The sequence below is a fragment of the Prochlorococcus sp. MIT 1342 genome, assembly GCF_047304495.1.
In the GTDB taxonomy this organism is placed as follows: Bacteria; Cyanobacteriota; Cyanobacteriia; order PCC-6307; family Cyanobiaceae; genus Prochlorococcus; species Prochlorococcus marinus_D.
This window is the reverse complement of sequence record NZ_CP138957.1, coordinates 826248-852715: the sequence shown is the minus strand read 5'-3', so window position 1 is coordinate 852715 and position 26468 is coordinate 826248. Positions and strand designations below refer to the sequence as shown.

The 26468-nt window shown below is 46.1% G+C and carries 30 protein-coding genes; 14 read left to right on the top strand and 16 right to left on the bottom strand.

The genetic code is table 11. The features are described 5' to 3' along the window. Positions 1–25: 25 nt before the first annotated feature. Positions 26–919 (bottom strand): ABC transporter permease subunit, encoded by an 894-nt coding sequence (locus tag SIB79_RS04510; protein WP_063403022.1) that lies wholly within the window; start codon positions 917–919, stop codon positions 26–28. Positions 920–925: 6 nt separating this feature from the next. Continuing rightward, a complete protein-coding gene (locus SIB79_RS04505; RefSeq protein WP_063403021.1) occupies positions 926–1975 on the bottom strand; it encodes an amino acid ABC transporter substrate-binding protein in 1050 nt (349 codons plus the stop codon). 840 nt (positions 1976–2815) lie between these two features. Here SIB79_RS04505 and SIB79_RS04500 point away from each other — a divergent pair. Next, the gene (locus SIB79_RS04500) at positions 2816–4129 is read left to right on the top strand and encodes a hypothetical protein (RefSeq protein ID WP_063403020.1); all 1314 of its coding nucleotides are present in this window, start codon (positions 2816–2818) and stop codon (positions 4127–4129) included. A 361-nt stretch (positions 4130–4490) separates the two neighbouring features. On the opposite strand, the gene SIB79_RS04495 is transcribed toward SIB79_RS04500, so the two are convergent. From SIB79_RS04495 to SIB79_RS04485, 3 genes are all read right to left on the bottom strand, one after another. After that, positions 4491–4880, bottom strand: a complete 390-nt coding sequence (locus SIB79_RS04495; RefSeq protein ID WP_063403036.1) for a putative quinol monooxygenase — start codon at positions 4878–4880, stop codon at positions 4491–4493. Between the two features lie 332 nt (positions 4881–5212). Further along, entirely contained in the window at positions 5213–6793 is a 1581-nt protein-coding gene (locus SIB79_RS04490; RefSeq protein ID WP_063403019.1) for a SulP family inorganic anion transporter, read from the bottom strand. Between the two features lie 32 nt (positions 6794–6825). Continuing rightward, positions 6826–8022: an FAD-binding protein gene (locus tag SIB79_RS04485; RefSeq protein ID WP_268873534.1), complete on the bottom strand. Its 1197-nt coding sequence runs from the start codon at positions 8020–8022 to the stop codon at positions 6826–6828. 243 nt (positions 8023–8265) lie between these two features. On the opposite strand from SIB79_RS04485, the gene SIB79_RS04480 reads away from it, so the two are divergent. Then, positions 8266–9363: a sirohydrochlorin chelatase gene (locus SIB79_RS04480; protein WP_063403017.1), complete on the top strand. Its 1098-nt coding sequence runs from the start codon at positions 8266–8268 to the stop codon at positions 9361–9363. Between the two features lie 80 nt (positions 9364–9443). Here the strand turns inward: SIB79_RS04480 and SIB79_RS04475 are convergent, their stop codons facing one another. Beyond that, entirely contained in the window at positions 9444–9644 is a 201-nt protein-coding gene (locus SIB79_RS04475) for a hypothetical protein (RefSeq protein ID WP_155724571.1), read from the bottom strand. A 108-nt stretch (positions 9645–9752) separates the two neighbouring features. Between SIB79_RS04475 and SIB79_RS04470 the strand changes: the two genes are divergently transcribed. Next, a complete protein-coding gene (locus SIB79_RS04470) occupies positions 9753–10019 on the top strand; it encodes a DUF2811 domain-containing protein (protein ID WP_011130280.1) in 267 nt (88 codons plus the stop codon). On the opposite strand, the gene SIB79_RS04465 is transcribed toward SIB79_RS04470, so the two are convergent. Next, complete coding sequence (locus tag SIB79_RS04465; RefSeq protein WP_063403016.1) at positions 10000–11655, bottom strand: GMC oxidoreductase; 1656 nt, start codon at positions 11653–11655, stop codon at positions 10000–10002. The genes SIB79_RS04470 and SIB79_RS04465 overlap by 20 nt on opposite strands. A gap of 131 nt (positions 11656–11786) precedes the next feature. On the opposite strand from SIB79_RS04465, the gene SIB79_RS04460 reads away from it, so the two are divergent. Further along, positions 11787–12128, top strand: a complete 342-nt coding sequence (locus SIB79_RS04460; protein WP_063403015.1) for a hypothetical protein — start codon at positions 11787–11789, stop codon at positions 12126–12128. Positions 12129–12220: 92 nt separating this feature from the next. On the opposite strand, the gene SIB79_RS04455 is transcribed toward SIB79_RS04460, so the two are convergent. After that, positions 12221–12496: a hypothetical protein gene (locus SIB79_RS04455; protein WP_063398190.1), complete on the bottom strand. Its 276-nt coding sequence runs from the start codon at positions 12494–12496 to the stop codon at positions 12221–12223. A 218-nt stretch (positions 12497–12714) separates the two neighbouring features. Between SIB79_RS04455 and SIB79_RS04450 the strand changes: the two genes are divergently transcribed. Next, positions 12715–12840 carry a hypothetical protein gene (locus tag SIB79_RS04450; RefSeq protein ID WP_413681150.1) on the top strand — a complete coding sequence of 42 codons (126 nt, stop codon included), beginning with the start codon at positions 12715–12717 and terminating at the stop codon, positions 12838–12840. A 204-nt stretch (positions 12841–13044) separates the two neighbouring features. Here SIB79_RS04450 and SIB79_RS04445 read toward each other — a convergent pair whose 3' ends face one another. Then, a complete protein-coding gene (locus SIB79_RS04445) occupies positions 13045–13269 on the bottom strand; it encodes a hypothetical protein (RefSeq protein ID WP_041384382.1) in 225 nt (74 codons plus the stop codon). Positions 13270–13417: 148 nt separating this feature from the next. Here SIB79_RS04445 and SIB79_RS04440 point away from each other — a divergent pair, with 148 nt between their 5' ends. The 4 genes from SIB79_RS04440 to SIB79_RS04425 all read left to right on the top strand — a co-directional run bounded on the left by SIB79_RS04440 (position 13418) and on the right by SIB79_RS04425 (position 18089). Further along, a complete protein-coding gene (locus tag SIB79_RS04440; RefSeq protein ID WP_074161305.1) occupies positions 13418–13600 on the top strand; it encodes a hypothetical protein in 183 nt (60 codons plus the stop codon). Positions 13601–13714: 114 nt separating this feature from the next. Continuing rightward, entirely contained in the window at positions 13715–14164 is a 450-nt protein-coding gene (locus SIB79_RS04435; RefSeq protein WP_063403014.1) for a hypothetical protein, read from the top strand. A 251-nt stretch (positions 14165–14415) separates the two neighbouring features. Further along, a complete protein-coding gene (locus tag SIB79_RS04430) occupies positions 14416–15216 on the top strand; it encodes a prohibitin family protein (protein ID WP_063398253.1) in 801 nt (266 codons plus the stop codon). 626 nt (positions 15217–15842) lie between these two features. Next, positions 15843–18089 carry a cation:dicarboxylate symporter family transporter gene (locus SIB79_RS04425; RefSeq protein WP_236072508.1) on the top strand — a complete coding sequence of 749 codons (2247 nt, stop codon included), beginning with the start codon at positions 15843–15845 and terminating at the stop codon, positions 18087–18089. 292 nt (positions 18090–18381) lie between these two features. Here the strand turns inward: SIB79_RS04425 and SIB79_RS04420 are convergent, their stop codons facing one another. Together SIB79_RS04420 and SIB79_RS04415 are read right to left on the bottom strand one after the other, a co-directional pair. Further along, entirely contained in the window at positions 18382–18744 is a 363-nt protein-coding gene (locus SIB79_RS04420) for a hypothetical protein (RefSeq protein ID WP_155724569.1), read from the bottom strand. 453 nt (positions 18745–19197) lie between these two features. Beyond that, on the bottom strand, positions 19198–20049 hold the full coding sequence (locus SIB79_RS04415) for a carbohydrate kinase family protein (RefSeq protein WP_063403009.1): 852 nt from the start codon (positions 20047–20049) through the stop codon (positions 19198–19200). Positions 20050–20251: 202 nt separating this feature from the next. Between SIB79_RS04415 and SIB79_RS04410 the strand changes: the two genes are divergently transcribed. Continuing rightward, complete coding sequence (locus SIB79_RS04410) at positions 20252–20443, top strand: hypothetical protein (RefSeq protein ID WP_196757574.1); 192 nt, start codon at positions 20252–20254, stop codon at positions 20441–20443. Positions 20444–20742: 299 nt separating this feature from the next. On the opposite strand, the gene SIB79_RS04405 is transcribed toward SIB79_RS04410, so the two are convergent. Next, entirely contained in the window at positions 20743–20916 is a 174-nt protein-coding gene (locus tag SIB79_RS04405) for a hypothetical protein (protein WP_155724567.1), read from the bottom strand. 162 nt (positions 20917–21078) lie between these two features. Between SIB79_RS04405 and SIB79_RS04400 the strand changes: the two genes are divergently transcribed. Beyond that, a complete protein-coding gene (locus SIB79_RS04400) occupies positions 21079–21264 on the top strand; it encodes a hypothetical protein (protein WP_063395317.1) in 186 nt (61 codons plus the stop codon). Beyond that, complete coding sequence (locus tag SIB79_RS04395) at positions 21261–21536, top strand: hypothetical protein (RefSeq protein WP_063403007.1); 276 nt, start codon at positions 21261–21263, stop codon at positions 21534–21536. The genes SIB79_RS04400 and SIB79_RS04395 overlap by 4 nt, the downstream gene beginning before the upstream one ends. Positions 21537–21720: 184 nt before the next feature. Here the strand turns inward: SIB79_RS04395 and SIB79_RS04390 are convergent, their stop codons facing one another. Further along, on the bottom strand, positions 21721–22053 hold the full coding sequence (locus tag SIB79_RS04390) for a TIGR02450 family Trp-rich protein (RefSeq protein ID WP_063403006.1): 333 nt from the start codon (positions 22051–22053) through the stop codon (positions 21721–21723). Between the two features lie 338 nt (positions 22054–22391). Between SIB79_RS04390 and SIB79_RS04385 the strand changes: the two genes are divergently transcribed. Further along, the gene (locus tag SIB79_RS04385; RefSeq protein ID WP_236072505.1) at positions 22392–22655 is read left to right on the top strand and encodes a hypothetical protein; all 264 of its coding nucleotides are present in this window, start codon (positions 22392–22394) and stop codon (positions 22653–22655) included. Positions 22656–22828: 173 nt separating this feature from the next. Here the strand turns inward: SIB79_RS04385 and SIB79_RS04380 are convergent, their stop codons facing one another. The 3 genes from SIB79_RS04380 to SIB79_RS04370 form a co-directional block, all read right to left on the bottom strand. Then, a complete protein-coding gene (locus SIB79_RS04380; RefSeq protein WP_063403005.1) occupies positions 22829–23482 on the bottom strand; it encodes an OmpA family protein in 654 nt (217 codons plus the stop codon). 4 nt (positions 23483–23486) lie between these two features. Continuing rightward, a complete protein-coding gene (locus SIB79_RS04375) occupies positions 23487–23975 on the bottom strand; it encodes a hypothetical protein (protein ID WP_063403004.1) in 489 nt (162 codons plus the stop codon). A 770-nt stretch (positions 23976–24745) separates the two neighbouring features. After that, positions 24746–25060 carry a SemiSWEET family sugar transporter gene (locus tag SIB79_RS04370; RefSeq protein ID WP_081215620.1) on the bottom strand — a complete coding sequence of 105 codons (315 nt, stop codon included), beginning with the start codon at positions 25058–25060 and terminating at the stop codon, positions 24746–24748. 784 nt (positions 25061–25844) lie between these two features. Between SIB79_RS04370 and SIB79_RS04365 the strand changes: the two genes are divergently transcribed. Beyond that, positions 25845–26024, top strand: a complete 180-nt coding sequence (locus SIB79_RS04365) for a hypothetical protein (protein WP_063403003.1) — start codon at positions 25845–25847, stop codon at positions 26022–26024. Positions 26025–26468: the final 444 nt, after the last annotated feature.

The window sequence follows — 26468 nt, the reverse complement described above, 5'->3', positions numbered from 1 at the left end:
AACCTAAACCTTATTTAGCCTAAGGCTATTGCTGGGATCTGATCACAACTCGATTGAGAACTTCCATCCCTCCAGTGATCAGAAGGTTAAGCAGCAAAAAACTGATCAACAACAAGAAGAATCCTTCAATCGCCCTGCCGGTCTGTGTGATTGTCGTATCACTTACCGCATAGACATCGGCATAACCTACGGCGATCGCCAATGTGCTGTTTTTGGCCAAGTTGAGATATTGGCTTGTTAGGCCAGGCAGGATGGCTGGTAAAGCTTGAGGTAACACCACCCGACGCAACCCAAAACCTTCTGGCAAACCAAGACTGCGAAACGCTTCCCATTGACCACGCGGAACAGAATTCAATCCACCGCGGACAATTTCAGCAATCGATGCTGCTGTGAAGACGCTTAGGCCCACTAATAAAGCCGAAAATTCAACGCTCAGATGTAGACCAAGCAATTCGATCCCTTGGTTCGAGACACGTATCAAGCTTCCTAATGGCGCCAAGGGGGTCCCGGAAAGGCTTAAGAAAGCAACGAAATACCAAAACAACAGCTGAAGCAACAGAGGGATCTGCCGGATTAAGGCCACATATCCGCTCGACAGTGCTCGTAACAGCAGATTGCGGCTACTTCTGGCAGCCCCTGCAAGCACTCCAATCACCGTGGCCAGAACAAGGCCGCAAAGGATGACCTTGAGGCTGTTTAACCAGCCCATGCAAAGAGCCCAGGCATAACTATCCGAAGGCCTATAAGACAGCGGATGTTCAGCTAGAGCAAAGCCTGCAGGTCGTCCTAACCAAAGAAAGCTGAGCCCCATGTCCGTGCGGATCAGATTCACAGCGAGATTGTTGATCAACACGCCAAGAATGGTCAGCAGAGCGAGAGCGACGCCAACTTGCAAGCAAAAGTGCTGCGAGCGCTTCATGGGGGGTTAGTTAAAAGGTGGCGCGATCAGTAAGCCACCTTGCCGATAGGAGCGATTTAGGCCTCTGGGAATTGGCACAGAACTGTTTGGACCGAGGTGGCGGTTGTAAATCTCTCCATAATTGCCTGTGGCTCGGATCACCTTGACAACGAAGTCATCTGCCAGACCAAGCTTTTGACCAAGGCCAGCATCAACGCCTAGAAAGCGTCGCAGCGAAGACATCTGCGGGTTTGACTTGGCTTGTTTAAGCTTACTGTCGACATTCTCTTGAGTAATACCAAATTCCTCAGCTGCAAAAAGAGCAAAGATCACCCAACGCATGGCATCACCAAGACGCTGATCTCCACCCACTGAGGCTGGGGCAAGCGGTTCCTTGCTCAGCACAACATCAAGAATGATGTGCTGCTCAGGATTAGGAAACCCAGATCGGGCCGCTGCTAGCTGAGAACGATCGGAAGTCATCGCTAGACATCGACCCTGAAGGTAACCGGCGACAACCTGATTGAGATCTTGATACTTGATCGGCGTATAAGAGAGCTTTCGCACCTGAAATGCATCGTTGAGGTTCTGTTCCGTCGTGGTGCCTGAGCCCACACAGATGTTGCTGGCTTTCAAATCCTGAAGGCCCTTAATTCCGCTACTTCGCTTGACCATCAACCCCTGGCCATCGTGAAACACCACAGGTGCAAAGGTGAGACCATTACCTCCTGCTGCATCCCGACTGAGATTCAATGTGGTATTTCGCGAAAGCAGATCAATTTCGCCTGTTTTTAGAGCAGTGAAGCGTTCGGGAGCTGTAAGAGGGCGATATTGCACTTTCGCGGCATCGCCAACAAATGCAGCGGCCATAGCGCGGCAGATGTCAACATCTAGCCCTTCATAGCGACCATTGCCAAGTAGAAAACTAAAGCCTGGAATCTTACCGCTGACGCCACAATTTAATTGACCTCGCTTGTTGATTAAATCAAGCCGAGAAGAATCCTCTTGATCAATCGAGGCACATGCTGTCGAAAATAAAGCGAGGCTTAATACAGAGGCAGAAAGAAACCTTCTCATGGTCAGGAGATCTTTTAGCTATTTTTACATGTCCGCGACAATCGATTAACGGCCTCCCTTTCAAAAATTTTTTAATTTTAGCACTAATTTCAGTTGAGCTCTAGGGGCGAGAGATATGGCTAGATTTTTAAGATACAAGAAGGTAAGATAATACATTTAAAGCCAGCATGATCCTGCAAAGAAAAAAGGCTATTTTTAAATAGCGGCTATAGAGCGGCAATAGCGTTAAATAATTTAGACCTAATTAAAGATGCCTAGCCTTTCGGCTAGAGAAAAGCCTGTGAAATAATAAAATAGCAAATTGATAAGTAATTTAATGAACTATTTATAAATAAATCAAGAGAAAGGCGACTATTTGAATCTTGACATGGTGAGTGTAGGATCGTTAATAAACTTGAGAATATTCCAGATCCAGGCAAGGAGCATGGAAATTGTTATGTATATAGACACCCAAAATGAGGTTTATGGAATAACCACTATAGATAGGTCGCACTGCAAAAATCTTTAAATCAACAGCAATAAGTGATGGTTTTATTGTCATTTGTTTAAATAGAGAAAATTGACGACTTCCAGGACACTTTGTCTTGCGATTTGCTTTAAATTCTTTATTGCAAATATAATTGTGTTAGGAGAGTGAAGCAATAGAGCAGATTTTGACTTTGCTTTTGTTTTTAAGCCTTTAGTTGAGATACAGGCATTGTTTATGATCTCAACAAAAAAGTCATCTAAACACTAAGGACCTTGAACAAAAACAAAAGAATAAACTTATAACAATCTGGAAGAGACTGAAATTCAGATGAATATATGCTATCATTTTTGTAAATTAATTTGAATTTCTCAATGGCTGAATCAAAACCAAGAGTATTAGACACTGACCTGACTGCTGACGAATGGAATGGATTAGAACTCTATGGTGTAAAAGAGAGGTATGGCAATGCAATGACATGGGAAAAAATTCCGAGACGTGACAAGAAGTCGGGTTGGTCAATCGTAAAAGAAGCAATCATGAGCCAACCGCTATTCATTCAAGAGCTTTCAAGAATACAAAGTCAAAAAATACAGACTAATGTTTTAAGTTATTATATTGGCCAAGGGGAAGATATAATCCTATCGCCTAATGCGAGAGCTTCTACGATAAACACTCCAAACGAAACACGAAGATTTATCAATAATGTCTTTATGGAGGTGGGAGTTCAAACAGGACTTGATATAAAAAGAGTACATGACATTTCCAAGGCAGTGATAGATATACATATAAGTCCTAATGATAATTTAAGTACAAGGCCTGGTGAAACATTGGTAGGTATTGCTTTTCCAGGTAAATACGATCACCCAGCAGATGGTTACCACTACTGGACAACAATATATGTTGCAAATATCGAAGATGAATTGGAAGAGACAATAAAGCATGAAATTGGCCACGCATTTGGCCTAAGCCATCCTGGAACTGCTGATGGTTTTTTTGAACCAGCCCCCTCTAGAAATGGATATAATATGCTAGACACTTTGATGTCTTATAACGAAGTAATCGATGGTCAAAGTAGTGATATCTATAACCATGTAGAAAACTCTGCCTTGGAAACATTAACAAAGGCAATTAGTCAATATCCCAATATAGATCCACTTCTAAGAATAGATCGTAGCAAAGGGCTTGATCCAGATAAAGGTATTGACTATGATAGGTTTAGATCGATAGGAAAACTAAATGCACTAGATACCTTAAAACTTGGTAAGAAGAATATGGTTCCAATTGAAGATAGTAAGAGTGATTTTGACTATATTGGAATAGGCCATGCATCGAGTAATCATTTTGCTGGGACAGTAAAAAATGACCTAATTCATGCAGGCAAAGGAGGAGATAAAATTTATCTGAGCCAAGGGTTTGACACTATCTATACTGGTAAAGGTAAGGATAGAATCTATTTAACGAATGATAACCTAACAGATATCCAATCATATACAATTATTGAAGACTTTGATGTCCGTAGGGACAAGCTTGAATTGGCTACTGATGATGATATAATCGATGCGCTACAAATTACTAATCTAGGCAATTGTACAGCTATTTCAATTCATGAACGACCAAGCGCTATTTTTAGTAATATAGAATTTGATGAGTTCCTGGCCGCAGATATTCCGGAATTTCTAATATAATCACCACAATTATTATTTTATAGCAAAAATCTAGTAGCCGTAAGAAAAAAGAAGAATCAATCAGCATATTATGTATGCATCTGCTACGATATCAAAATAATGAATAAAAAGATAACTTGCCAAAGTCTCATATAAGATATTTGGCAATGCTTGTCTTCGCAGCAAATGCATGTCTGGGCCTTGGAGTCAAGTTGTAATCATTATTTTGAATTGCTAGATAGCACTAGTAGCTAATTTATTGTCTATAGCAGTCGCTAATATTTTTCATTGCGCGAATAAAAATTTGATTGTAGTAATAAATTATCGCTAAGCTATGCAGGCATAATCTTTATGAGTTTAATCTGAAAATCTTAGTGAAATACTACATCCGGCTATAACCAAATGTGGTCTCGAAAATCTTTAATGGCAAGCCAGTGGCTGCCATTGCAGCTCGACACTCAGCACCAATGGTTCCATAGACCTCAACACTAAAACCATCACCAAGTTCTGCATGCTTGGCGAGATAGTCACCAACGATGGGGTTCGATAGATGAGCCAAAAAGGCTGCATCATTTGCATAGACCTCAGACCAAACAAACGCGTGGGGATCATCTGGATCCTGATCAAAGGTGTGATGCAACATCCCAGGCTCAGAATCTTTTACCCCTGCATCTGTCGTCTCTGCCAATGAAAGATAATCATCAACACAGCCTGGTTTTACATGGATGCGAGCCAGCAGAAGAAAGGGCGTAGAAGCATCGAAGTTCGCCATGAAAAGCATTGGTGAGCTTAAGAGTTATAGCAGCCCAGAGTAGGTGTGTGTGAGAATTTCAAAATGAACCAAGACATCATTTTTTCAGCAGCAAATCAAACTCATGATTTTGTAAAGTAGCACGTTTTATGGTTGGTGAAATATACAGCCTGACTGGAATATTCCTAGGAAGTTATTGCATTAATAAAATGTCATCGTGTCTAAAGAATCAATGATTTAGATGAATATAACACCTTTAAGCCAGTTCAAGATTTGAAATCATTGGCGCTGCAAACAACTCTAACGATAAGACGACTTAGAAAATCTTGGGCATCATCTCAAATATAACCCTTCTAGATATGAGCAGGCTCTTGATTGCCGCCTATGCGTTCAAATAGATCAAGACTTTCCTTGTTAAGGCCAATCACATCCACCTCTGAACCTCCAAGGCGAAGCTTGCGGATCACCTGATCCAATGCAGCAACTCCGCTTTGGTCCCAGATGTGTGCTCGCGACATATCGATCGTCACTTTGGCAGGGTGCTTGTGAATGTCAAAGCCCTGTAAAAAATAAACCTTGCTCACGAAGAACAATTGTCCACTGACTTCATAACGAAGCTCATCAGGGTTGACTTGAATAACACTGACACGGATCACTTTGGCAACTTTACGGCTGAAGAGTATTCCAGCGAGTGCAACACCCGCTAAAACTCCCAGCGCCAAATTATGGGGTGTAGTGAGCATGGTGACGGCAAAAGTCATCAGCATCACAGCTGTATCGCTACGAGGAATCTTTTTCAGCTGACGGAGTCCGCGGATATCAGCAGTACTGACAGCAATCGCAATCATCACAGCCACTAAAGCCGCCATAGGGATTTGTTCTAACCAGACTCGTCCCACCAAGATCATTAACAATAAACTGACGCCAGAAAACAATGTTGAAAGTCTGCTACGCCCACCATTCTCTGTATTCATTACCGATTGGCCCACAAGTGCACAACCGGCCATTCCTCCAAAAAGAGAGGAGACAACGTTTGCGATTCCCTGGCCTCGAGCCTCAACATTCTTGTTTGATGTGGTATCAGTTAAATCATCAACGATGTCTTGGGTGAGGAAAGTCTCAATCAGCCCAACCAAGGAAACCGCGAGAGCTGTGGGTAACACCAATCCAAATGTTTCGAGGTTGAATGGCACTTTCCCATCTGCTAATGACCCAAATGGAAGTGTGAAACTAGGAAGACCAGTCGGGAGATGTCCTAAATCTTTAACGGTTGGAATATCGAAGCCGAAGCCGATGCTAATGATCGTCAAAACAATGATGGCCACGAGCTGAGAAGGCAACAGGCGAGTCAAGCGTGGTAAGCCATAAATAATCACCAAGCCAAGCATCACCAACCCCCAAACCAAAGGGATCTGTCCACCAGTAGGCAAAATCTGGGTGGCATGATCGCTAACTACAGCTTCTCCGTAATGCAGATTCAGGCCTAATTGGGGTAATTGAGCTTGAAAAATCAATAAGGCGAGTGCATTCACAAATCCACTTAGAACCCCTTGAGGAACAAAACGCATTTGATAGGCAAGTCTCAAATAACCCCAAAGGATTTGCAAGAGCCCAGTCAATAGGCCTGCTGCCATCAAATAGGCAAGGCCTAGGCCTTCACCAACGGCATTACCAGTCGCCACAAGCCCTGTCATCAACAGTGCTGTCGAGCCAGTCGCTGAGGTGATCATCCCCATACGTCCGCCGACTATGGCGATGGTGACTGAAAGGCAAAACGCTCCAAAGAGGCCCACTTGAGGATCAACACCAGCGATGCCTGAAAAGGCAATCGCCTCTGGGATCATTGCGAAGGCAACCACCAGCCCGGAGAGGAGATCTTTTGGAGGGTTGCCTAACCACTGTTTGATCAACGATGGTTCTGACCGGTTAATCATTAAAAAGGCTGGCTTTGACGGCAGACCTTATCTCAAAGCGACGGCAAAATACCGTTTGGGTCATGACGAGCCTTAAGTTCTTGAAGACCTGGTAACCATTCGCCGAATGCTGCTTTCAGCTCCCGCTGATGCCATGGCAGATGCGGATGCATCTGAGCCAGATGAACTCCTGCGCAATAAGGCTCAAGCGTTGCCCATACCTTCTCTAGCCAGTTGAGACTTAGCGCTCTGATATGGCTATCTCCAGCCGGCCAGGCTGCCGTGATCCATGGTTTCCAGATCGCCTCACGGTGAATCAAAGAACTGACATCCTTGCGTTGCCGACTGGCGACTCCGCCGAGTTGTTGAACAGCCAAGGAACATCTTGGATCTGGGCGTTCTGCCATCAGTTCGGCAAGGGACGTGATCACTCCCTGACAGGCAGACCCCCAAGCAGGGCCAAGCAATGCAACGACTTCAGAGTGGCAACGCCCAATCGCTGCGTTTGAAACAACAGGCAATGCAAATGGTGGCAATTCATGTATGCCAGCAATATCGTCAATTTCAACAACGTTTGTGCAGAGAGTTGTTTTTTGCAGCTGATTGAATGTCGCAACAGCGGCTGCATCGGCAGAAAGAAGCACTCCGTAAGCGTGGATTTCATCCCCCCAGATCAACTGCAGGCTTAACGAATCAGGCCAGCTTTCAGCCTGATGGATAAGCTCCAACAGCTGTTCAAACGTCAAACTTGATTGCCAGATACGCAGCGGTTGCAGCAGATGTGTCTGAAGCTTCAGGTCTGTGATCACTGCCAGAAAAGGAGCTGCTCCGCAGAGGCCACGCCAAGCCAATTGATCTTCAGAGCAGCAAGCAGCTTCCGGCTTGGAGCGAACAAAGCTTTCTCCATCGCCCCATACACCTTTGATCTCAAGGATTTGATCAATTGCTAATCCTTGACTGCGACTCAAAGGGCTGACTCCTCCAGTGAGGATGTAACCGAGGCCTGGCAGTCCTGATAGCCCTGTGGGAAAACTTCGTCCGTGCTTGGCGAGTTCCCTGAGAAGACTCTCCATTGTCTGACCAGCCCCAATCTCCACGTGTTGGGTGCTGGGATCGAAATGGATCTGGCGACAGCTTTGGCGCAGATCCAGAGTCCAGTGTCCTTCAGCTGCACAGCGACTGGTTGTGCCTCCGCTGCAAACCATTAAGGGTTTACGTTTGAGCTGTAGCGAGCGCATCAGCGCAGGAATGTCATCCGCTTTGGGATTGAAGACTCCTGCGATGCAAGCATCCTCTGCAAGTGCGTTTGGAACATGGAGGCGACGATGAATGGCGGCCTCTTAACCCTCATTGATAAGCGTAACCATCTCTGTCTTGAGGAGAAAGCCCTTGCTCATCAGGCTTCAGTCAAGATCTCATTGAAGACATCGAACTTTGCCTTGGTTCTCTTGCTTCACGACAACAGATAGGGTCTTTCTAGGTCGCTCCTCACTGTGAATTCTGCATCCTTAGATCATCCAGATGGTCATCTCGGCATCCTGATCTGTGGGCATGGCAGTCGGAATCGCTTAGCCGTTGAGGAGTTTGCCCAATTAGTCAAGGCCCTCAAGCCAAAATTTCCAACAGTTCCCGTTGAATATGGCTACCTGGAATTTGCCCGTCCAGTGCTCAGAGAAGGCCTTGATCGGCTACTTGAACAAGGCGTGAAGAGGGTTCTTGCAGTTCCGGCGATGTTGTTTGCCGCAGGCCATGCCAAAAATGACATCCCCTCCGTACTCAACAACTACGCAGCTGAAAGAGGGGTAATCATTGATTACGGTCGCGAACTCGGCATTAACGACTTAATGATCGGTGCGGCCGGCGCCCGCTTGAAAGAGGCGCTTGAATCTGCTCCTGAAGTCCCACTTTGTGAGACGCTCCTGGTGGTCGTAGGTCGTGGCTCCTCAGATCCTGATGCCAATTCCAATGTGGCCAAAATCACCAGGATGTTGGTAGAAGGCTTCGGATTCGGTTGGGGTGAAACCGTGTATTCCGGCGTCACCTTCCCCCTTGTGGAGCCTGGCTTGCGTTACCTAGTCCGCCTCGGTTTCCGCCGCATCATCGTGTTTCCTTACTTCCTCTTCTCAGGGGTGTTGGTGAGTCGGATTCGACAGCACACAAAGCGGGTTGCAGATGATCATCCCAATATTGAGTTTCTTGCGGCCAAATACCTCGGAGACCACCCCCTTGTCATCGAGACCTTTCGGGATCGCATTGACGAGATCTTGCGTGGCGGAGATACCGCAATGAACTGTTCGCTATGTAAATACAGGTCTGAGCTTCTCGGCTTTGAAAACGAAGTTGGTCTTGCGCAGGAAAGCCATCACCATCACGTCGAAGGCCTTACAGAGAGCTGCACCCTGTGCAAAAAGGAGTGCACTGGTGCCTGTCAGCCCGACGGCATACCAGTGTCCCTAAAGGAAAAGGCTCATGACCATGACCATGACCATGACCATGACCATGACCACAGCCATGGTCACTACCCCTATCCCCATGCTGAGCATCCATTTGGTCCAGTCAGCCTGAGAAAATCAAGCGAAACTGAAACCTAAAATCACTTATAGAACGCAAGGATCGTCAGCAGCTTTCTCACTTGCGATAGACGCGACTCGACTTAGATAAGTAAGGCTGATCAGTCGTCAGGGGGGGCTTTTCTTCGACTGCTTTCCACAGTTCTACGAGGGTTTTCCACGGTCTGTTGGGCAACACTCTTGATGGGAAGGTGACTCTGTGGTTTAACAGCTTTGTTACTGATCTGCGTTACATCAGTAAGCCTTGGACTGCGTTCGGCTCCCTGCTCAGCCCAATGAAGCCGGAACGCCTGTAAGCACATGAGTCTTGCCTTTCCACGGGACAGCTTGCTAAGTGCTTGCAACGATTGACGCTAAGCCCAAGAGTGTGGCTTCCTGGTGTCAAGAAAAAAACTCGCTGAAGGCGTTCTATGGATCGAAATCACCTCGAGCGCTGCGTTGAAATCAATGATGCTTGCCAATCAGTTGAGGCCACTTCCACCTATGTGAGCCTTGAAGCAGAAATTCCAGAAGTGCTCTATCGAGGCATGAAGGAATTCATCGGGTCACATCCCAACTGGGACCAATACCGTGTGATGAGTTCAGCCATCGCCCATTTCCTGTTTCAAAACGGCTGCGGGGATCGAGCCGTTACTGAGCGGTATCTCAATGACCTTTTCAGCCACGCCGAGGCCTAAGGGCTTCTAGACAAGCCCTTCTTGTAATCGCCATCATTGTCAGAGTGGGACTCTGCCAGGCGGATGTTGGCCAACACGCTCCATCCACAACAAGCACATTTGGACATCGCCAAAGACGGTTCCAACGGTCCACCACACTGCAATCTTCACTTTCTCCCATCGCAGCACCGCCAACTTCATGGATGTAATACCCCGGCGGTGGAGACGTTTCACTGAGAGCTAGCGCACCATCGAGAAGGGGTTCGAGAAACATCAAATTAATCAGCTCCTTGAGCGGCAACATTGTTCCCCCAGCTGACTGGATCGCTGCCTTGATCGTGCCTTGCATGTGATCAACCATGGCCTGCTCGTTCTCCCCCCATCGACAATCGATATGTGGTACCGGAACACCCCAGCGATCCAAAGTGCTTGACAGCGTCACTTTGTTGTGAGGTGAAGGCAACACTTCACCATGCCCAATCAGAAAACCTGTAGCCGTCTCTGGTTTACGTTTCAACCAATCTGGGGGTTCAAAGCGATCAATCCCTCCCCAGAGTCCATAACCCCGCAAGAACTTCAACTGATTTTTAGGCTCTAAGCAAGCACCGAAAGGAAGAAAAAAACTGCCAGCTCCAGAAAGCACATTTGCTGTTGAGTCAGTCTCAGACACCTGCTTCACTTGGGTACGTGGCAGAGCAAAGAAACGACAGGTGGAGACGTGGTCCATCAAATAGCAACCGAGGTTGCCCGAGGGGTCAGTAAACCCCTCGCTGTGATGGTTCACTTCGGAACTCAGCAGGAGTCGAAGACTCTGAATTGTCGAGGCACAAAGCACCACAAGCTCACCATGGAGCTCTTGTCGGTTGCCGTTGTGCTGATCAATCACCAGCACCCCTCGGGCTGCTTCATGATCTGGATGCATCAGCAACCGCTCAGCCTTGTGGTTGCTGAGGATCTCTACCTTGCCTGTGGCAAGTGCCATCTGTAAGGTGCTGCCCGGACTGCTTGAACGAGGCCAAGGTCCATCAACTGAAGGTTGGTGAGGTCCGAACCCTCGTGAATGAATGACTGGATAACCAAGTTCCGTATCAACAGCGCTAGCGAATTGTTGTTCGCTAGCTGTGAACGGTAATGGGGCGATGTAGTTGCCATCCGGTAACTGTTCCAACCCATCCACATGACCATGAACCTTCAAGCGCTCTTCTAGGGCGGAGTAATGAGGGGCTAACTCGCTGTATTGCAGTGGCCATTCAGGCCCATACCCATCTCTGCGCGAAGCCTTTAAGTCCTGATCTGAAAGGCGAAGAGTGATTCCACCCCAAGTGAGGCTGCGCCCCCCCACCTGACGACCCTGGGTCCAGATGAAGGGGTGTTCAGAAGGATAGGTATAGGGATTCTCCTTTTCATTCGCGTAGAGCAACGGATTCGCTTTCCAATAGCCAGGATGTTGAGCCTGAGATCGATGTTTGCCGCTACATAAACCATCCAAACGTCTAAGGGTGTTTCCAGGTTCTGAGCCCAGGGCTTTTTGAGCAGACAAATTTGGCCCAGCTTCTACAACGAGTACACGTACTCCAGCTTCTGCAAGGGTTAGAGCCGCAACCCCTCCAGTAGCACCAGAGCCGATCACGATCACCTCATAAGGGTGCTGAATCACGCTTGCATAGACAACATCAAGACAGTTTCGCCCCTCACGTGCATAGATACCATCTCGATCTCACAGACCTGCGCGTTGACTTGATGCCTTGGAGAATGGATGTGCTGCTGCAATAGGGAGTTGAAAGTCTCGTGCTCGCCTTAAAACTTGCGACGGGAAGTACTGTGAATGGAAATGTCTATGTTTCCAATCCATTGAGTCCGATTGTTGGTAGCCACTCAACTGAACCAGGTGTCCCTCCACAAGAATCTCAGGACCGCTGGTTCAAGTCAGATTTACTTCGACGGGAGGTGAACCTCTCAGAGTTGTACGAACTCTCTCAAGGTGAACTTGATCTCCTAATGGCCGAAACCGCAACGATTCGCAGCGACCCAGACTCTAGTCGAAACAATCGTGGCAAGTTTGTAGTCGCAGGTTACGTTCTGGAGCTGGCCAAAATCATCAGTGATCGTCGAGCTAATCAATCATCATGATTGGAGCGGCTATGAGCTAGGCAAACTTAGATCCTGAAGGAGATTGAGAAAGTACTCTCCAACCTCCTTATCAATCAAGCGGTACATTCGCATTAACGACGCAGCACTCCTCTTCCTCCGCCAAGGAAACCAATATCAAACAGAATGCCCATTGCAAGAATCAACAATCCACTAAAGCTGCTGAATCCACCATCCAGTGCGATTGCCCAACAATAAGCAAGGGTTGTTGTTGGAAGCAAAAACAGCCCTAACAATGGCCAGATCCAAACGCCAGCAAATGGACCCATGATAAATGGTTGATAAAAGAACCAAAGTGCAATCAGCACAACTCTTGGGGCTAGAAGTCCAAGCAAGCCGATTAAACACATGATTGATTCACCACTCTTCTTTCAATAGATAGCAATTCCTGCTTCACCTGGTTGAGATGGCTGGCGAAATCCTCACCAGAGTAAAAACTCAAACTCAGCAAAGAGGTTAAAGACAAGACTTGCCCATAGGCAGCTAACGGCCGCTTGCTCTCCTTATCAGAATTTTCAAGAACCAAAGACTGCCAATGAGATACCGACCTTCCTGCAATGGCCAGGTCTTGGACAGCTCAGACCGCATTGTGCAACGCACCAGTCCAGCTGTTGACAGAGGAGAAGAAACCCTGATGTTGAAAAGAATTTATGCAGACCGACAAAGCCGAGTCAAGCAAATCTTTGATGGTTAGACCAAATTAGGGAAATCAAAAGGAGCAAAGATTTGAGCCTGACCCAAATGATTTAGATGTGCTGAAGCGAGATCAGCAAAAAAAACAGTATTTATTTCTAGAGAGCATGAGCATTCTGAAGACGTTATGGCAATTCCCTCCATGAACCATGGAGGGCCATTTCAGGCTGAGCCCAGTTAGATGCTCGCCTTATGAAAAGAAGGTTCAGCCTTCTTTTTTGACGAAGACTTGCGTGGCAAGCAGGAACAGTCCTCCAGCGATAAGCAGTGCTATCTCGGGACGGATTGAGGGGCCGACTGCTGAGGCAAAGAGCACTGCAGGCATAACCACGTCCATGACGTCCATTTCAAAATCGCTGCCACTTCTAGCACTGAACAACCCCCCTCGTCCATCAACGTCATCAAAGGCCATGACAACCAATGCACTCAAGCCAAACCTGCTGAAACAGCTGCAAAGACACGCAGAGGGAGCGCCTAGAAGACAAATCTAAAGAAAAGCTGAGTAAAGGTTGGGTAAGAATTGAGCTTCAGCAGTGCTTCTAAGGCTTATATGTATCACCCGATACAGGGAGCCAATCATGAGCACCCAAAACTCCAGAACACCAAAACCCGACAAAAGCCCTCCCCAACGCAAAACCACCTTCAAGTGGAACAGCAACGGAGAGTTATCTGCGGTGGATATGGCACGAGTACTCGAGCGATTGACCAACCCAGCGCTGACCCAATGCGATCTTGCCTGTGAAGTTGATCAAAATACCTAAATCAACTTGATATTGATTCAGGCTTCATGTACTGCCTAATCGCCTTGGAAGCTACTCGTGCCATTGAGCCAAGCCCAGCAGCTGTGGCACCATCAACAAGACAAATAGATCGCCATGACAATTCTCAAGACCATCATGATAAGGCTGAAGAGAACAGCGACTATAATAGCCTTACTAGCACTTGTTTTGACAATATTCTCCCCTGCAGCAGTCTTCGCTTCTGAGATTGTTGATGTAGAAAATCCTACGCCATTAGAGCTCAAAGTCGCACAAGGCTATGCAGGCAAATTTTGCAATGGAGTTGCCATGGGCCTTACGCAAGAAAGTGCTCTTAAAATTGCAATTGCTGAAAATCGCAAACCCTCATTCAATCCCTCGTTATGGACTGCTGTCATCTCCAATGACAAGCAGCTAGAAAGTATAGACGAAAACAAAATTGCATCACTTGTTACATCAATGGTTGTCGATAAATGTGGTGACCCTCTTGGGCTAAATAGCCAAACTGATGTGGATGACTTTACATCCTATTTCATATCTACGCGAGAAGACTCATTGAGTAATTGATGAGTTCTGATCATCATTGAAATGTCCATAACAATGCAGGTAATCCTCCAGATAACTCATCCTTAGATGAATGCATTCGATCACCTGCGGCTGCATGGTCGATGTATTTAAAGGAGTTCGCCAGAGTTTCGTTAGATCTACTGCTTGGCTGAGGGCCAAAGAGCTCAATGGTGTTGAGGTCCTCAATCGAAGCGCCCAGTATCAACAAAATGCAGGAAAGCTCCATAGGCTTTAGCAATCGCGATTTAGACATGGAAACCCCCTTTCGTAACGTCACTCCCAATACCCCTGGAGGTGCGGCATCACTTCTGATCGCTCTCTTGTTTTCCAGCTTTATCTTGATCACGCAGGCTTTGTTCGTCGTCCCAGCAGGTCAAGTTGCAGTTGTGACCACGTTGGGCAAAGTCAGTGGGGGGTCTCGTCTGCCAGGGCTAAACCTCAAAATTCCGTTCATCCAAGCAGTAGCTCCCTTTGATGTTCGCACGCAGGTGAGGCCTGAGAAATTCGCCTCCCTAACAAAGGATCTTCAAGTCATTGAGGCCACTGCCACAGTGAAATATGCAGTACGGCCGAATGAAGCCGGGCGTGTGTACAGCACAATCGCCAGCAATGACCGCGAAATCTATCCACGCATCATTCAACCCTCCCTGCTCAAGGCACTTAAATCAGTGTTCTCCCAATACGAACTTGTCACTATTGCCAGCAAGTGGAGCGACATCTCAGAGCTTGTGGAACGGGCTGTCGCTGATGAACTCGATAAATTTGACTATGTAGAAGTTCGTGGCCTTGATCTCACTGGCCTTGTCATCGCTGAAGAGTACAGAGCCGCTATCGAACAAAAGCAGATTGCAGAGCAACAACTTCTCAGAGCGCAAACTGAAGTTAAAATTGCTGAGCAGGAAGCACAGCGATACGAAACCCTCAACCGCACCCTCGACGACCAGGTGCTTTTCAAACTGTTCCTCGACAAATGGGACGGTAGCACTAAGGTTGTGCCTGCTTTGCCAGGATCAAAAGGAGGCGGGACGCCTGTGATCGTAGGGGGACGTTGATCATTAATCAGATCAGCCTAATTCTCAACTGTGGAAAGAACTGAAGACGAAAATTCACTACCAGACAAAAAGCCAGTTAAAAGTCAGTTAAAAGCTAATAAAATCCCTGATTAAATATCCAAGTATTTAATCTCTGTGTTATAGTGAATTCCAACACTCACTATTGCCGTTAAATTGATTGTGGCAATAGCACGGCAATCAAAAAGAAGAGTTATTAGACTCATTAGAAAGGAGTTATCGTCACGGTGAATAATTAGAATTTGTCAGCAAATTATGCGGAAGAATATGAGTCGGTTCGCTGCCGCTTAACACCTCGATAAGTAGAAGCAAGCCATATCGTAAATTTGTGAATAGAAGATCAGTCGTGAAGCCATGCTTCCTCTGTCATTTAGCTTTTAATAGCGAATTAAGACGATTGAGGCAATGCTGAAAAGCACGATTGGGTCTATAATAAACAAATAAGTATTGAGGCTTCTATTGCCAAAAAGACATTTCTGTGTTGATAAATTTAAACTCTGAGATTTTTAAGCACTACGCATTGATCAACTGATCATTAATCTTGAGTGACAGGTTCTCAACTCTGTGCTTGCCTTTAATGGCTAACCGTGAGAAATCGTTTTACTGACGTGAAACGCCCTCCGGGACATGGAGTTGCCGAGATGGTTCCCGGACTGCGATGGCTTCTTTGGCCACTGAGCCGCTTTCTGCGTCAGAGCCTATCGATGCAGATCCTTGAAGGTTTACTGGCAGGGGTTATTGCTGGGCTGATGCTTCCCGTCGCCATGGTGGGCCTGCTTGCACCAATAGGGGAAGGCTTCCTTCGCCTGTTCCAGATGCCAGTTGTGCCGTTTTTGAGCATTTCGCTCGTGGCTGGAGTGGGACGCCTTGAACTTGCTCAAGCAAGTCGGCTACTCGGCCGAGCAGCGATTGTGCTGGTCGGCTTCTGGGTGGTCGTGCTCGGGGCAGTGCTTTTGATTCCCCTTGGCTTTCCAGATTGGCGGGAAGCATCGTTCTTTCGGCCAAGCCTCTTAGAGGCTGCTAAGCCGATGAACCTCATCGAACTGTTTATTCCAGTCAATCCATTCGCTGCATTTGCAGACACACAAATCCCAGCAGTGGTGCTGTTTTCTATTGCGCTCGGCATCGCTTTGATTTCAGTTCCAAAAAGGCAGGGCTTGATCGAGGTGTTGGACCGGGTTCAATCAGCGCTGTTGAAGATCTCTGCATACATCGCAAGGTATACACCACTTGGAGTGTTTGCGATCCTCGCAAGCACGACGTCTCAAGTTTCACCATCAGAGCTCCCTCGACTCGCCATCTACATTGTTTTGCAGGGCGGAGTTGCAGTTGTCCTTACATTTCTCTTCCTTCCCTACCTCGTTCAGGCAGTCACCCCTATCAAGGCCGGGGAACTGATCAAGTCTTTCCGTACACCGCTTTTGATTGCGTTCTCAACAGCAAATTTACTGGTGGTACTTCCATTACTAATCAATCAAGGCAAACAGCTCTTGATTGAGGGGATGGCAAGACAACGTTCCCTTGGCTTAGAAGATCGTGAAAGCCGTAAAAAGTTAGCTCAGTCGATCGAATTACCGGTTGAGGTGCTAACGCCTCTTGCGCTGGTCTTTCCTGATATGGGCCGAGTGTTGTCGCTTGCTTTCGTCCCTTTTGCAGGTTGGCTTACAGGCAATCCGTTAACAGTCGAACAAATGCCCAGCTTCCTCATCACAGGTCTGGCAAGCACCTTCCTTGAAGGCGTGCTTGCGATGACATTCCTGCTGAGCAAGATGGGCCTGCCTACAGACATGGTGAATCTCTACATCGCCCTTGATCAGTTGGCTGTAGCACGTCTTGGCACGCTGCTCGCATGCATGAGTGTGATCAGCCTTGTACTTGTTGGTACATGGATCAGCCTTGAGGGATTTCGATACAGATTATCGAAACTCTTACCGGTTGCTATCTCAATGCTAATCATACCAATATTCATCAGTGTGAGTCGGTTTATTCTCAATCAAATTCCGCAGCCAAGCAATCCATATCGAAGTCAACTCGAGAACCAAGGCTTTGTTCTGGCCAAAGAAAAAGCAGAGCTAATCGAGGAACCCAAGCCACTCGAAGAAGCCGGTATCTGGCCGTCAATGCAGGCTAGAGGAGCAATCCGTTACTGCATCCATAAGCAGGATTATCCAATGGCTTATCGCAATGTAAAACAAGAGTTAGTTGGTGCTGATGTAGAAACTGGTCTCTTATTTGCAGAGGATATGGGCATGAAAGCCAGCTTTATTCAAATCGATCACTTGGGTAATCCAAATAAGGTTAGACCAAATGGACTCGAGGCACTGAAGAATGAATTATGTGACCTAAAACTATCCAGTGATATCATTGTACCTCAGGAGTCTGCTGAGGTGTTGTACACTTCAACCAATCAAAGCTATGGCATAGGATTGCTGTTAAAGGGGAGTCGATTCAGTAGCAAATATAGATGGAAAGAGATCAAGGCTATAAAAGGTTTTCGAGTTGGCCTCGAAGCTCATTCCCCATACAGTATCAATTGGGTGCAACGATTGCTTCCGCACGCTATCTTGAACACATCGCAAGGAACGGCCGAGCTACTCAAGGAACTCAAAAATGATAACCTTGACGCAGTAATCATTTCGGCCCAGAAGGGTGCTGCTTGGAATGTACTCGAACCAAGCCTCACATTACTCGTGCCAAAACCTACAAAAAGCCTGCCGACCGCAAGACAAGTTCCTGAAGATGCGATTGAGCTTTCGAGGGTTTGGAATCATTGGCTAAAGCTGCAGGGGTTTGACGGAACTAAAAATAAAGTTTATCAACACTGGGTTGAAGGAATTGCAGATGAAGAAAAATGATGACAACAACAATATCAACCGAGCAATAAACAAGACTTGACAGTTGACTAATCAATTTAAGATCGATATCCTGCAAACATGTAGGTCAATGATATTGCTGGAATACGCTGAAATTTTAACGAGGAATCAATATTATACCCGTAAAAAAAATGACAATAAAGAATCAAACCACTGATCAGATTCAGTCATTTTGATCAAAGGGTGTTCTGTTTAGAGATCAATAACCCAATAGTTTTTGTAGCGAAGCAAAATCTAAGTACAACCATCTGCGACAGCCTGCCTCTCTCTTGATCTAGTCAGGATTGCCAGCCTTGGTCAGGCCAGAAGAAAGGGGATGAAGCTTTTTCCTAGCGCGAGGCGGCGACACCCTCAACCGTGAAGTCGGTGCACTGCTGGACAATTGATGGGCATGTGGACCCCATTCGGGGATAGGTGCAGGTTGTGCATTCCGATTGACATGCGTTGAACGGATTGGAGTTAACGATGAGCGAGAAGGCTTTATCCGTCGTTGGGAGCGCGATGCAGTCAAGGTGATCAACAATGCGATTGCGCTAATAAATACGGGGCGCAAAGTAAAAACTGAAAAGCGCCCTCCAAGCAATAGGGCAATGCCAACAACAATGGTCAGCTCGTAAGGGTGTGGAGAGGATCTCATTGATCGTCTTCCAATTCGGTAGTACTCAAGCTTCTAACGCATTGATCTTCTTGTCGCAAGGATTGCCTCGCTCTTCGAAAGTCCTGATCCAGCAGCTGAGCTGCCCATCGGTTGAGAACAATGCAAAGGGCGAATGGGTAGATGCTCAATTGATCAAAGCCGATAAGACGTCTTGCTAACAAGCAAAAAAGTGCTCAGGGACCGCGCAGATCTTGGACATCAATCAGGTGTGATTTCTTGGATTTATAGGCTGATCATCCTCCCGGCCAATTGCCTCTGCAAACCAAGCGCCATCTTTCTGAATCAAGCTGAGCGCTATCTCTAATTTTGCTGATAAAGATCTGATCGCGATTGCCTAAGTGAATCAGGTTGATCCTCACTTCAAGCTGCTCACAAGCTATTGGCAGGCTTGCCTTCAAGTCTGAAGGTCGAATCAACGCCCAACTCTCAGACTCACTCATCACTGGAGTATGGCCCAAAATGAGTTGCACAGCTTGCACCGCAGTGAGCCCCTAGGCTGATGGCCTGTTCATCAGTCCAACCAGCAGCCAAACCTGCAGTTACCCCAGCGGCAAAGCTATCGCCACAGCCATAGGCATCCACGACTGGAGACTTCAGTGAAACAGCTTGATAGCGTCCGCCAGGCCATAGCTGACCGCCTAAAGCTCCTTCAGTCGCAATTCTCAGCCGGGGAGTTGGAAAGAAAGCTGTATCTGGAACGTGTTCGCCTGGATCAAGACCACTACCAATCAGCGCATCAAGCTGAATATTCGCCTGCTCAAGTGTCTCTAGACGAACGCGAGGAGTAGCTGCCAACACACCAGCATGACGACAATGATGCAGTGCAGGTGCATCTGCAGCGGTCACAAAAACACCGTCGTAACCAGCAAGGGCTCCCCAGCCCAGCGCATCTTTTGCTCTGGGTTGTATACGCTCGCCAATCACTGTAATTGCCCGTTCCCCATGAGAATCAACAAGGCTGATCGCCCGACGAGTGGGTTGATCACGCCAAGCCACAGTCAGGCTTAAGCCAAGCTGCTGCAGTCTTTGAAAACTCTTTTCGCCGTATGAATCTCGACCTAGAGCTGTTATGAATTGAACGGGTTGTTTAACGAGCCGAGCCAATTGCACCGCGACAACAGCTCCACCGCCAGCGGGCTCTTCAAAAGAATGATCTGCATGGCTGATTACCCCAGGCTGGGGTAATTGATCTGTAGACAGGAAGGTCACCCATTCAACGTGGCCCACAACGGCCAACTTCAGCTTGGGAAGATCTGGCAGATCCTGGGGTTCCAAGAGATTCATGGTGATTGATTCACTCAATAGAAAAAGGATGCATCAGTACGGCATGGTCAGGCCGATGGGGCTGTTGGCTATCGATTTGACTAGTAACAAGCCTGGGCCGCTCGCTTAGGCCATGATCGTTGCAGGGCATGCAAAAAGCCTTGGCTGATTCGTGGCCTTAGAAAAAAGGAGGACTGGCGAATGGCGTGCCTCTTTGCTATCCATGGGTAACTGCCAAAGCACAATGGCAACACTTTTACAGGCAACTGGGGTGGAGCTAGAGCCATACCTTTGCGAGCATTGCTGTCAGATTCGAAGTCAACAAAAGGAAGCCCAGAGAGTCTGGCAACTCCCGAAATTCCAAAGCGGTCGCTGGCAGCGTCTTGATCTGCATCATTCCAGCAAGGCCGCATAATCTAAGAATGGCAAGCAGATGATCGACAGAACCAAAACCCAGTTCTTCATGGGAGCTAGGTTGGCCATCTCCTGGTTCTCTCAGCATGATGATTTGCACTGTTCACTGATGTAGAGAGTTCGCATTCAAGCTCTCAAAAGAGGGCCCAAAAGCCTTTCGCAAATGATCGTTATCGACAAGAGTTTCCTTCATTGAATGAGTAGGAAACCAGTCTGCTCGAAGGGCCTTGTAGAAGAGACGATAGGGAGAAGGTCTGACCCGTTACGTGATCAGCTTGATTAAAAACGGCTTGAGACGATTCAAGACCTGTGCTGCTCGCGATTGAGTTCGAGCAAGACCTGATCCTCAATAGCGTTCCGAAGCCATGAGGAAATAGAACGACGCTCATTTCTTGCCAAACGCTCCACCTCTGCCGCAAGCGAAAGCGGAAGGTTGACAGCCAGTCGCCTGGTGATGGTGAGATTGACAGGCATTGCCCTGAAGCTGCATCAGCCAACACACAATAGCCATAAGGGATCCAAAGTGAAGCATAGGGGTATCCCTACACACAAGGGGTTGCACTTTGCAGTAGAAAAAGTCGATGATTCAGATGCCGACAACCTCCGGCATTAAAACAACTCCACCGCAATGAGTAAATGAACAACACAATCAAGAGAACTTCAGCAACGCGTGGGCTGACAAACATCCACACGATCAAGTTGGCAGTGCTCGATGCAATCGAATATGCAGAGCAGCGAGGTGATTTAAACCTAGCTCTGGCCTACGCCGCTTTCCTCAAGAAAGACCTCGACCCATTGATCAAAGAGAGGCTAGGACTATGAAACTCACAAATGTTGTAGCAAAACATGGCTTCGTTCCATCTGCTCTTGCCCAAATCAACAATGCCAAGCTCTATGAGCGCAACAACTCAGACGGAGTTACAGAACTACTTTGCGTTCAGAAGATAGGCAAGGGCATGAGAGTTGACCGCATGCCATTGCTGATAGCATCTGGTTTAATCATCCCTATCGGGGAGGCAGTGAAACAGATCCTACCGATCTCAGAGCTCGAGGGATTTCTAGACATAACACTTAAGCCGGCTGGGTTCGATTAAGCTGGTTTTCATTGAACAGCAAAGCTCTAGTTATAAAGTATGCAAGCACTAAGTGGTAAGCGGTTAAGAGTTAATAAGAGGCCAATCTAGGAACAAGCAGATATCAATAATTAGAGAGGGGAGTAAATGGTCTTTGATTCAATCATCTATCAATAGAAAAAGAAAAGTCAGGCATCTAATCAGCTCAACTGTTTTCTTGATCAAACCACGGCCGATCATCAAAATCTTCAGAAGGATGCAGACAAGCCTCTTGCATATTTTGATCTACTTGTTGATTAACTATCTGATCATCAGTTGTTTTTGTTTCAAGTTTAGGGAGCTGTTCCCAGCCACTGTCCCACATAGAGGAGTCTTTCATTTCCTGCCAAGACACACGTAATCGTGCTTGGCCATCAAGCACAGAAACGAGATTCACCCATCGATCTGAGCCCTTGCCACCGTAGTTGATGGCAACAAAATGGCGAAAACCAAGCCGAGAAGTTGTGCTTGTCCAAGCTTTGTTGGGTGGCCAGTTCATAGGTAGAATAAGGCGATGCAAAAATCGGAAATTACATTTGTACCAAGGATTCGGAGTCGATGGAAAATATCTATAGTTTTAGTAACGAAACAAAGACAGGAGGTTCTGTTCTTTAACCATGAAAATCCTAGAGCTATCTTGAACAAAATTATGGGATTGTAGTGGGATTATGATCTACCCGGCTGGGTAGTCTCGCGGCAATCACGCTCTTTTAAACCATGGCTAGCTGCGAGTATTCTGCAGAGAACGGAAGCCTAGGGAATCAATGGTTTGCGTTAAGTGGTGTCAAAGATGACGACTATCAATTGATTAGAGACCCTAAGCATCTAAATTGAGACATGGCTAAACTCAAGACCGACAAGTCAGCACCATGGCCCTTGTTGGTGATCAGCTTCTTCATCTCGTTATTTATTGGCAGCCAATTAGGGCTTGTTGGACAGATGCTCTTATCTGATATCAGTGAGCAAATGAATTCTAATGGAAGCAAAGATCAACAGTATAGAACTGAGAATGAAGAGCCACAGACTCAACAGTCAAGCTGTATCCAGCCCGCAGATGGTGGCCCAGCATTGAATGAAAATTTTGAGCCATGCACAAATTAGAGTGTTTTTTCTGATCCTTGAAACAAGATTCTTAAGATGGCTAACACAGCCAGGCAGCCAATCAACAAAGTAGCTGATTAGAACGAACAGAATACAGATTCGCGACTAACCTTGGCAAGGAGAAATTAAATAACAAGAAAGATTACCGGATTTGAATTTCTCGCTAGTAGAAATTAGTCTCCGGTTTTAATGATAATCTCAACACGTCGATTACGTTGACGCCCTATTGGATTATCGTCGCCTTCTTCAGTTGTGTTAGAGGTCACTGGCTTCAATTCCCCAAAGCCCATGGTGACGAATTGAACATTGCTTAGGCCACCCTCAGAGACAAACCAATCTCGAACTGAAATTGCACGCTTCTCAGAAAGAGTTTGATTGTAGTCATTCGAACCCTTTGAGTCAGTATGACCCTCGATGCGAACGTCCCCTCGGGAAGACTCACGGATGCGTTTGGCGACAGTCTCAAGAGAAGTAACAGCTGATGGCTTGAGGTTGGCTTTATCGAAATCGAAGAGAACATCAGCAGCAAGTTCAATAAGAATCTCACGTTCTTTCTCAATAACAATGTGTAGATCTTCAATAGAGTACTCAATCGTATTTACGTCAAAAACCAAATCATGGGTTTCATACAAAAGACTGTTTAGTTTTTGCTTGGTGTTATAAGTCGGTTTATCAAGCTTACTGGATTTACTAGTTGCTATAACAGGCATGGGTTGCTGAAAATCATATACCCAAGCCTGGATAGGTTTTATACTACCTGATTGTATTAGAGCAACAGAAAAGGACATTAAATAGAAAAGCCGTTGATACCTAATTGGTAATGACATTGGATCAACCTTCTATCCGTACATCCTCTATAGGTACTGTGCCAGGTATATAGATCGAAACACTCTCTACTTCAACTGGTGGCGCAGGGAACTTAGCCCAAACTTTATAAGAGCTTCCGGGGTTCAACTTTGTTGGGCTATTGACTTTGGTAGTCATAGGGTTTTTATCTGCTTTGACAACAAGATGTTTCTTCTGGTTAACATTATCAACTATGTATGAATCCGCGAGCCAACTGCTTCTAAGATTTGTCCAACAATGTGAGTTGCACAATGTCACTTCCTGGTCTGTGTTATTAATATAGCGCCATTGTAAAGTAAGTGTATTATCGCTTGATCGCTTTACCCTAAGAAGGGCTACGTCGAGTCCATTTTCATGCTCTTCTAAAGCCAAAACTTTCTCATTTCTTGGAATCGGTTCTCTGGCAATCTTTTTCTTTTCTTCTTTTGCCTGTTGTTGATCCTTTTCTACCTCCACTCTCTCCTCAGTACTCATGTCTCTAGAGGATTCCTGAGGCTCACTGCTCCCTAAACATCCACTACACAGGATCATTACAAGGGATAAACTGGTCAAGGCAAGTGGGGCTGATTTTTGGTTGCTCATGATGTTGGATTTTGATTTGACATTCGAACAATGGAATTAATTGACAATTGTATTAGTATTCTTAACTTTTTTATAACTGACTCATGAAAAATAGGCAAACCAGTGTTACGAAAATCAACCTTTCATTATCAAAACATTTCTCAGCAATCAAATGAAGGGGTAATTTTACCGAAGACTTGCTTCATTTAAAATGTTTACAAAACAAAGATTGGGCTTCATAATGACGGCCGTGATTCGTTAGATATTTCACGCGTTTTAAAATCTGTGCCTTTTGTTGTTTTTTGGGAGTGTCGCTGTTCATTGGTCTGAAATAAGTGAGAAAGCATAAAGCTCTCAATGTTGATAGTTTCTCCCAATAATGCCTGATCAGTAGTGATCAGAGACGAGATATGCTGTGATCCTGCTCACACAAATATTCGTCGATGCAAAGGCTTTGAACCGTAAACGCAAGAAATTCACTTTGATTAGGGAAACCCAGGCAATGGTAAATACTTATAAGCTGGTTGCAATTGAAACACTTTGCATCAAGTATTGAGTTGAGTCAATGTTGTATGGCCACTCAATCTAAACACTTTTACGAGCATGTTATAGCCATTGAACTGTTATTAGGTTTGTCTTTCCAATAAAAATAAATTCATGAGTAAACTCGTCATTCACGAATTTTATTTTGATATCTCCGTTGCCTCGCCAGCTGGCCTGTCAAAGACAAACTTGAGAATTAGGATTGCAAGTCCTAGCATGAAGGTGATCACATTGAACAGGATCACTGGCATAGAATGTATGCCCCAGCCATATATCTCCCATAGGATGATGCCGGCTATGAAAAGAATGAACATCACGTAAGAGATGTCTTTTGCTGATTTAGACCGCCAAACCTTGACTAATTGAGGAACAAAAGCAATTGTGGTTAGTGTTCCAGCTATTAATCCCAAAACATCCATAGAAGAGAGAGAGTCCATCAGGGCCTCCTGAGCCATAAGGATAATTTTTGGCTAAGCCTTACAGACTCTATTGCAGTGGCCTGACGTGATCGCTACGTCAAGACAACTAATGAGGTCAGCATTCGTATAGCCGTTGCTTGCCTGCCACGGGGAGTGAATGTCTTACGTTGCTACAAAGCCCTGGTTGTTTCCTTGTTCTGACATGAGTCGATCTGCTCTGCTTCGCTCTACGCAGCAATGCTTCTAGAACCAACCTGCTGAGCCTCAGGGGTGACGATCCACAAATGATGAGAACGTCTTCGTTGTTTGCCCGATTTCAGCAACACTATCGGCTCAGACAAGCAAAGCCCTTTGCCTGTCATGAAATTTGGCAGTCAAACAAGAAATAGAAAGCATTTGTCTGGTGATTTGCTGAGGGATGGTCAGGCAAGGTCTTGCTTTTCTCTGCAGTGATTGACCATTGTCGAACTCCAACCTATGGCTGAACAGAGCTTTAACCAATTTCACTGGGCTCCAACAACTCAACCAGGCAAAGCTGGGTCGACTGCAAGGGTAGACAGATGTTCCAATGATCTTCAGGAACAAACTGCTGCTTGTGGGATCTCTGTTTCATCTGGCCTCTAGCGCAAAACAGCATTGGGTATGACTGGTCAAGCTCATTGCATGACCAGATGGCAGCTATCTAAGGGTTGTAAGGCAGAATTCGCCGGCGTCTTCCATTTTAATCAAGACTTTCAAGCAACGTCTCCCTTCAAGAATTCCACCAAGGGTTTTTTCTTGGTTGATTGTTTGCTGTAATTGGATATTCTCAATTGATCTGATGACAACTGCTCGAGACCGAATCAATGCTCACCTCCCTATCGTTCTGGAGGTTCTGCGCACTGGATCCTTGGTTGTAATTGCCCTAAGCACGATCTGCGCTAGTCAGTCCCTTAAGCAAATGGCTGGTGGTCACGATGCGCCCTCTGAAGTGAGTGCGACCCATAAGGGGCCTAACTGAAGCCAAAACTGAGTAGTTCTTTATCGACAGCGATAGAGCAAATATAAAAGTAATGCTCATTCGTCGACTTTCCATTTGAAGGTTGCTTTTTCCCTAGCTATGTTCTATGCCAAACGTTATGAAAAGACAATGAGCATCTATTAGCAGGGCACTATGGGCATTGAATGACAATCCGATTATTTAGACTCTCTGGCTGTCTTCAAGCGACAAGAGAAACCTTGCTTTGTTAAGGCTTCTCAATATCTGATGCGTTAATTTATGACATCCAGAGTTTATACATGGCTACCTAGTAAAAAATAATGTCAGCCTAAGAGCTAGAGTCAAGACTTGATTCTTCTCATCAGACTTTCGCCAGGTGTTATCAATAAGTTTAAGAACAGTTTCTTCAACTTATCTGATTTTCTAACGCCTAACCTTTTGATTAGAACCTGGCAATCTTTAAGA